Genomic DNA, 7530 nt, shown 5'->3' with positions numbered 1-7530 from the left:
CCCCAGTCCCCAGTCCCCTGAATAGCCAATCTCAATGCCAACCATAAGTAGAAGTTCTCATCTCGCTTCAGGGTGGTCAAACCATCCAAGGATATACTAGGCATGGGAATTGGCAACAAATCTTCAATCAGGCGCGATCGCAGCAAAAATTATAAATGGGTGAATTTACAGGTATTAATTTAACTAATAGTTGTAACTCACCATGACTCGATGTCTTAAAGAGCGGAAACATGAATTCAGGAATTGACCTCCAAGGAACTTTTATTGAATCCCTCCGGGATTTAGGTATACCAGCAGGAACCGCCAAAGCGATTTGGATGCCCCTGCCAATGATACTGATGCTAATTGGGGCAACAGTGGGGGTATTAGTTGCTACTTGGCTAGAACGGAAAATTTCTGCCTCAGCACAGCAGCGAATTGGGCCAGAATACCAGGGGCCTTTTGGGTTGCTGGTGCCTGTAGCGGATGGTTTGAAGTTGGTATTTAAAGAAGATATAGTACCAGCTAAGTCTGATCCCTGGCTGTTTACCCTCGGCCCAATTATTGTTGTAATTCCGGTGTTTCTGTCGTTCCTGATTGTGCCCTTTGGGCAGAATATCGTAATTAGCAATGTGGGCATGGGCGTATTCTTGTGGATTGCCTTGTCAAGCATTCAACCCATTGGCTTGCTGATGGCTGGCTACGCATCTAATAACAAATACTCCCTCTTAGGGGGCTTGCGGGCAGCAGCGCAATCTATTAGTTATGAAATTCCTTTGGCGCTGGCGGTGTTAGCGATCGCTATGATGTCTAACAGCCTCAGCACCGTTGATATTGTCAATCAACAATCTGGCTACGGCATCCTGGGCTGGAACATTTGGCGACAACCAATCGGTTTTTTGATCTTTTGGATCGCCGCCCTAGCTGAATGCGAACGATTACCCTTTGACTTACCCGAAGCGGAAGAAGAAATCGTCGCCGGATATCAGACTGAATACTCAGGTATGAAATTCGGTCTGTTCTACCTGGGTTCCTACGTCAACTTGATCCTTTCTTCCTTACTAGTAGCAATTCTCTACCTGGGCGGTTGGGACTTTCCCCTTCCCCTCAACCTCATCGCTGGTTGGGTGGGAGTCAGTGAAGTAAATCCCGTATTCCAGATAATAACTGCGGCTTTGGGTATCATTATGACCGTGTTCAAAGCCTATTTACTAGTGTTTGTCGCCATCCTGTTGCGCTGGACAGTGCCACGGGTACGGATTGACCAACTGTTAGATTTAGGATGGAAGTTTTTGTTGCCAGTTGGTTTGGTTAATCTTTTATTAACCGCCGCGCTGAAACTAGCCTTTCCCTTCGCCTTCGGCGGGTAAGCCAATTTTAGATTTTAGATTTTAGATATTAGATTAAATCTGAAATCTAAAATCCAAAATCCAAAATCCAAAAGAGAGAGACACAAAATGCTAAAGTTCCTAAAACAAGTTGGTGATTACGCCAAAGAAACGGTACAAGCTGCGCGATACATTGGTCAGGGGCTTTCTGTCACCTTCGATCATATGCGGCGGCGTCCGATTACCGTACAGTACCCTTACGAGAAACTGATTCTTGGCGAACGGTTTCGCGGTAGGATTCACTTTGAATTTGATAAGTGTATCGCCTGCGAAGTTTGTGTTCGCGTTTGTCCGATTAACCTACCTGTAGTCGATTGGGAATTCGACAAAGCCAGCAAAAAGAAAAAACTCAACCACTACAGCATTGACTTTGGAGTTTGTATCTTTTGCGGTAATTGTGTGGAATTTTGCCCCACTAACTGTCTATCCATGACAGAAGAATATGAGCTTGCCACTTACGATCGCCATGAATTGAACTATGACAGCGTAGCACTGGGTCGTCTGCCCTATAAGGTAACAGATGACCCAATGGTTACACCACTACGCGAACTAGTTTACCTACCCAAGGGCGTCCTCGAACCGCATGGAGTGCCCGCAGATGCGCCGCGTGCAGGTGCGCGTCCAGAAGACCTGGTGGAACAAACGGAAAAATAAATGTCATTTGTCCTTTTCCTCGTGACCAATGACCATGCAAATTTTAGATTTTAGATTGAAAGAAAAATCTAAAATCCGCAATCTAAAATCCAAAATTGATTGACTAAGGACAAAAAACAGTGAATCTAGCGGAAGGAGTACAGTTTGTATCGCTTGGCATACTGGGCGTGATGATGATTGGGGCAGCTATTGGTGTGGTGCTGTTCTCCAACATCGTCTATTCTGCCTTTATGCTGGGGGGTGTGTTCATCAGCATAGCGGGAATCTACCTGTTGCTAAATGCTGATTTTGTTGCAGCTGCACAAATACTAATTTATGTTGGGGCGATTAACGTGTTGATTTTGTTTGCCATTATGTTGGTGAACAAACGGCAGGATTTTGTACCATTTCCTAACTCTTGGGTGCGGAAAGTACTAACGGGTATAGTCAGTGTAGGATTGTTTGGCCTTTTAAGTACGATGGTGCTAGCTACTCCTTGGGCCTACTCAACTGCTCCTGTGGTGGGTGGTGAAAGTTCTATAGTTTTGATAGGAGAACATTTCTTCACTGACTTTTTATTGCCTTTTGAACTGGCTTCCATTTTGCTGCTGATAGCGATGGTAGGAGCAATTATTTTGGCACGTCGCGAGTATTTGCCAGACCAACTAACGCCATCCGATTTGCGGCAAACTGTTTTGACTTTGCAAGAACGCCCCAGAGAACTGGTATCAACAACCAGCGAAACAAAAGAGTAAGATTTGCGACTTCATTCGCAGATAAACAGCCAGATTTTTTGAGGAGGAATACCCAGATTCATGCAACTCCAGTACTTTTTATTACTAGCAGCAGCTTTATTCTGCATCGGCATCTACGGCTTAATTACCAGCCGCAACGCTGTGCGGGTGCTGATGTCAATTGAGTTATTGCTCAATGCTGTTAATCTGAATTTAATGGCATTTTCCAACTTCCTCGACTCAACATTAATTAAGGGTCAGGTTTTCACAGTATTTGTGATCACCGTGGCGGCGGCCGAGGCGGCGGTGGGTTTAGCGATCGTGCTTGCCATTTATCGCAACCGCGATACCGTCGATATGGAGCAGTTTAATCTCCTGAAGTGGTAATTGTGCGTGCAACTCAAGCAGGTAATCATTGCTTATAAAGCGCGGGATGCCCGGAGTAAAGAATGGGCAGAAATCTGTGCTAAACAACTAGAAAGTCGCCAGTGCCAGGTGTTGATGGGGCCTAGCGGGCCGAAAGACAACCCTTATCCAGTCTTTTTGGCTTCGGCGGCTCAACCAATCGATCTCGCTTTGGTACTTGGTGGTGATGGTACTGTTTTAACTGGTGCCAGACATTTAGCCCCAGCTGGCATCCCAATTCTGGGAGTGAATGTGGGAGGTCATCTGGGGTTTTTAACTGAGTCAGTGGAAGAGTTTCAGGATACGGAGAAAGTTTGGGATCGGCTGTTTGAGGATCGTTATGCTATCCAACGGCGGATGATGTTACAAGCTGCGGTGTATGAGGGTCATGGGTCTAATTTAGAATCAGTCAGTGAGCGTTACCTGGCTTTGAATGAATTTTGTGTCAAACCCGCCTCCGCTGATCGAATGATTACCTCAATTCTGGAAATGGAAATCGACGGTGAGGTAGTCGATCAATACGTCGGGGATGGGTTAATCATTGCTACTCCCACAGGTTCTACTGGTTACACCGTTTCTGCCAATGGGCCAATTATGCACGATGGTATGGAGGCGATTACCATCACTCCTATTTGTGCAATGAGCCTTTCTAGTCGCCCCCTCGTTTTACCCCCTGGTTCTGTGGTGAGTATTTGGCCTTTGGGGGATTACGATCTGAGTACCAAGCTGTGGACAGATGGAGTTTTAGGGACTTCAATTTGGCCGGGACACCGCGTTGATGTGCGGATGGCAGATTGTCGGGCTAAATTTATTATTTTGCGCGAGAACAATTCCTACTATCAGACGCTGCGGGAGAAGTTGCTTTGGGCAGGAACAAGGGTTCACTACAACAATAATCATCGTAATTGATTAAGTCCTGTTAGAGTGCATTTACCGCAGATTGCGTAGGCGTAGCCCGCCGTAGGCATCGCCCCAAGCATCACAACCAAAATTATCCAAGCCCCTGGATTCATCCGGGGGCTTTCTGCCCTGATTTTGACTTTGTTTGCTGATACCGTTTCACTTTAATAATCATACAAATACGTTGCTAGGGGCACAGCAATGCTGTGCCCCTACGATAAATATGTATCAGGGTTTGTGTGAATTGGTATGACTTGTATTTATAGCGTAGATCAAAGGAAAATTTTGTATCTTATTGCCAGATTTTTTAGGAATTAATGTCCATAATAAAAGCACTCTACCCCTAATTCAAGAGAGTAAAATAAGCTTTCTTGAGGTTCTTTTATCGAAAACCGTCTCAATTACGCTTCGACACATTAAGGCATAATGTGAGCTATTTGTATAGTGCCTAAATCCTAGTATGATATTTTCGCAAATCTAAGTAGAAAGATAGATGGAAGTTTCTGGACGCAACATTAATTACTCACTGAATCTTCCCACTATTGAAGATTTTCCCGTCCTTCAAACTGAAAAATATATCCTACGGCTGGCGTCAACTGAAGCAGAATTAGAATCAATTTTTCGGTTGCGCTTTGAAGTTTTTAATCTTGAACTAGGCTTAGGATTCTCTGCTTCTAACTTTACCCAGATGGATATAGATAAGTTTGATGCGGTTTGCCATCATTTAATCCTGATCTCCAAACAAACGGGTAAAACGATTGGAACTTATCGGATGCAAACCTATACAATGGCTTCTAAAAGACTAGGCTTTGATGCTGCCGATATATTTAATCTTAATGCGATTCCTAATTCTGTGCTTCAGGCATCGGTTGAAGTTGGGCGTGCATGTATAGCTAAAGAATACCGCAACATTCAGGCACTTTTACTACTATGGAAAGGGCTAGCAAATTATCTCATCTGGAGTAGAAACCAATATTTTTTTGGCTGTGCATCATTACTAACACAATGTCCTTGGCAAGCTACTTACGCTTATGATTATTTTCAGCAGAATGGCTTGATGCATCCAAGTATTTTAGTTTATCCAAATTCACAATCTTGTCTAAAAATGCCTCAAAATTCTCCAGATCCATATAATTTTGAAATTCCTAAAATTTTGCAGGCATACTTGAATATTGGAGCTAAAATATGCAGTGTTCCAGCTATTGATACGCAGTTTAAGACTATTGATTTTTTAACTATATCTAATAGTAAAGACTTTGCTAGATGGCGCTACCAAATTTTGTAAAAATTCTCTTTTGTTCTAATAAGCTCAGTCGTAGCTACAGGAACAAAGTCCGTGTGGTGCGCTCTTGCTAGCGCACCACACGGACTGTAAGAATAGAAATATTTATGATATCTTACTCCACATCTGCATCTTGGCTGTAAAACTAAGGTCAGTTTTGCCGTATTTGATACAACCTTGTGCAATTGTTTTCAGACTTAATAGAAGAGAGGTATTTATTGTCAATATTTCAAATCAGATGACTCTCACTTAAAGTATGTTGGCGATGTCTGATGAACAGGTTCAGATATAATTACTAGCGATGTCTATGACGGGCGTAGCTGCCGCACTTCATCCAGTGCGCCTGCCTGACTGGATTATTTTAGACAACTTCTTGGGAAAACTACTTATGCGCCATCTCAAATTTGCTCCGAGTTGGTTGCGATTTTTAATTATTTTCTTATTGGCGATGGGTATATTGTTTCGCTTTTTTAACCTTGATGGCAAAGTTTACTGGCATGATGAAACTTATACCTCATTGCGGATTTCTGGTTACACGATTAATCAAGCAAAACAGCAACTTTTTAATAATCGTGTCATTGGCAGAGAAAATTTTGCCCAGTTTCAAGGTGCAAATCCAGAAAAAAGCTTAAATGCCACAATTATGACTTTGGCAAAAGAAGATCCTCAGCATCCACCGTTGTATTACGTAATAGCCAGATTGTGGATGGAAATCTTTGGAAATTCGGTGACGGCGATTAGAAGTTTATCTGCCTTCATTAGTTTGCTGGTTTTCCCTTGTGTTTATTGGCTATGCCGAGAATTATTTAATGTGCCATTATCGGTTCCTGGTGTAGCGATCGCACTCATGGCAATTTCTCCAATTCACCTAGTTTATGCTCAAGAAGCACAAGAATATATTCTCTGGTTAGTCACCATATTACTATCCAGTGCGTCTCTGCTGCGAGCAATGCGGCTGGAATCACAAGATAAAGATGAGCTAGTAAAAGAACGACAACGATCAGATTTATTTGCTATCTGGAGCATTTATGCAGTAACTTTAGCCATCAGTCTTTATACATTTCTTTGGAGTGGATTTGTAGCAGTTGCTCACGGAATTTATGTAATGAGCACCGCCAAATTTCAGTTAACTCAAACTGTCAGAACTTACGTGCTAACATCACTGGTAGCTTTTTTAGCCTTCATGCCTTGGATCACAATTGTGTTGGGTGACTTTTTTCAATTTTTGATTTCAGCAGATAAGACAACAATGCAGTCATCTTTGATACCTGTATTGCCATTTTTATTAATGCTGTTAAGCCGGATTTTTTTTGATATAGATATTAGCTTGGACAATCCTCTGAATTATTTGATTACACCAATTTTTTTTACTTTGGTAGGATATTCAATTTATTTTATTTGTAGAACAACTAACTATAAAGTCTGGTTTTTTATCATCACATTGATTGTAGTACCAGCACTACCCCTAATAGTGCCAAGTTTAATTGCTGGGGGCATACAATCATCTACCGAAGCATATTTAATACCATCTTATTTAGGAATCCAAGTGACTGTTGCTTACCTACTAGCTACGCAACTATATAATGGGAGTGTGTCACGCCGGAGCCTTTGGCACATAATCATGGCATTAGTGATTATTTGTGGTCTGATTTCTTCTAAGGTGAATTCCCAGGCAGAAACTTGGTGGAATAAGGGTATGAGCTATGACAATTCACAAGTTGCCCAAATCATCAATCAAACGACTCGCCCACTTTTGATTAGTGATGCTTTGGGCAATAATTATGGGAATGTCTTTTCTCTGAGCTATCTTTTGGAACCAAAAGTGCGATTTCTGTTGGTGAACAACCAAAAAATTCCCAAAATTCCTAATGTGTTTACTGATGTGTTTTTATTCAATCCTTCAGACACTTGGCGCGAAAAAATCGAAAAAAAGTATAAATTAAAGACAGATATTGTTTACAGTGATAACTATTATTCGGTCTGGAAATTGGCTAAATCTCCTAAGTTGCGCTAACGTAATATCCCATCTAATAATAAGTTATTTGCCAGTTTCTAGTGTGGTAATCTAGGGGCACAGCAATGCTCATTGGTGTCAACTTAACGTAAAAACGAGTCTATAACCAGCTTTTAGAGATTGTCTCGTTCCTAGTCTCTGACTCTTAATGCCTAATGGGAGGGCTGCCGCCTGTTGACTTGCGGCAGAGCCGCA

7 protein-coding genes are annotated in these 7530 nt (G+C 42.2%); all 7 read left to right on the top strand.

Annotation, left to right across the window (positions count from 1 at the left end):
* The first annotated feature begins 230 nt into the window (after positions 1-230).
* The 7 genes from nuoH to HWQ41_RS29185 all read left to right on the top strand — a co-directional run bounded on the left by nuoH (position 231) and on the right by HWQ41_RS29185 (position 7335).
* Positions 231-1349, top strand: a complete 1119-nt coding sequence (gene nuoH, locus HWQ41_RS29215; protein ID WP_292770821.1) for an NADH-quinone oxidoreductase subunit NuoH — start codon at positions 231-233, stop codon at positions 1347-1349.
* Positions 1350-1436: 87 nt separating this feature from the next.
* Entirely contained in the window at positions 1437-2021 is a 585-nt protein-coding gene (gene ndhI / locus HWQ41_RS29210; protein WP_292770819.1) for an NAD(P)H-quinone oxidoreductase subunit I, read from the top strand.
* Positions 2022-2140: 119 nt separating this feature from the next.
* Positions 2141-2755: an NADH-quinone oxidoreductase subunit J gene (locus tag HWQ41_RS29205; RefSeq protein WP_292770817.1), complete on the top strand. Its 615-nt coding sequence runs from the start codon at positions 2141-2143 to the stop codon at positions 2753-2755.
* A gap of 60 nt (positions 2756-2815) precedes the next feature.
* Positions 2816-3121, top strand: a complete 306-nt coding sequence (gene nuoK / locus HWQ41_RS29200; protein WP_006199065.1) for an NADH-quinone oxidoreductase subunit NuoK — start codon at positions 2816-2818, stop codon at positions 3119-3121.
* Positions 3122-3127: 6 nt separating this feature from the next.
* On the top strand, positions 3128-4048 hold the full coding sequence (locus tag HWQ41_RS29195) for an NAD(+) kinase (RefSeq protein WP_292770816.1): 921 nt from the start codon (positions 3128-3130) through the stop codon (positions 4046-4048).
* A gap of 484 nt (positions 4049-4532) precedes the next feature.
* On the top strand, positions 4533-5324 hold the full coding sequence (locus HWQ41_RS29190; protein ID WP_292770815.1) for a GNAT family N-acyltransferase: 792 nt from the start codon (positions 4533-4535) through the stop codon (positions 5322-5324).
* Between the two features lie 385 nt (positions 5325-5709).
* Positions 5710-7335, top strand: a complete 1626-nt coding sequence (locus tag HWQ41_RS29185; protein ID WP_292770822.1) for a glycosyltransferase family 39 protein — start codon at positions 5710-5712, stop codon at positions 7333-7335.
* The last annotated feature ends 195 nt before the right edge of the window (positions 7336-7530 follow it).

The organism is Nostoc sp. NOS(2021), from assembly GCF_017115025.1.
GTDB lineage: Bacteria > Cyanobacteriota > Cyanobacteriia > Cyanobacteriales > Nostocaceae > Nostoc.
Note: the sequence above shows the minus strand (reverse complement) of the source record. Positions and strands in the feature narration are given on the sequence as shown.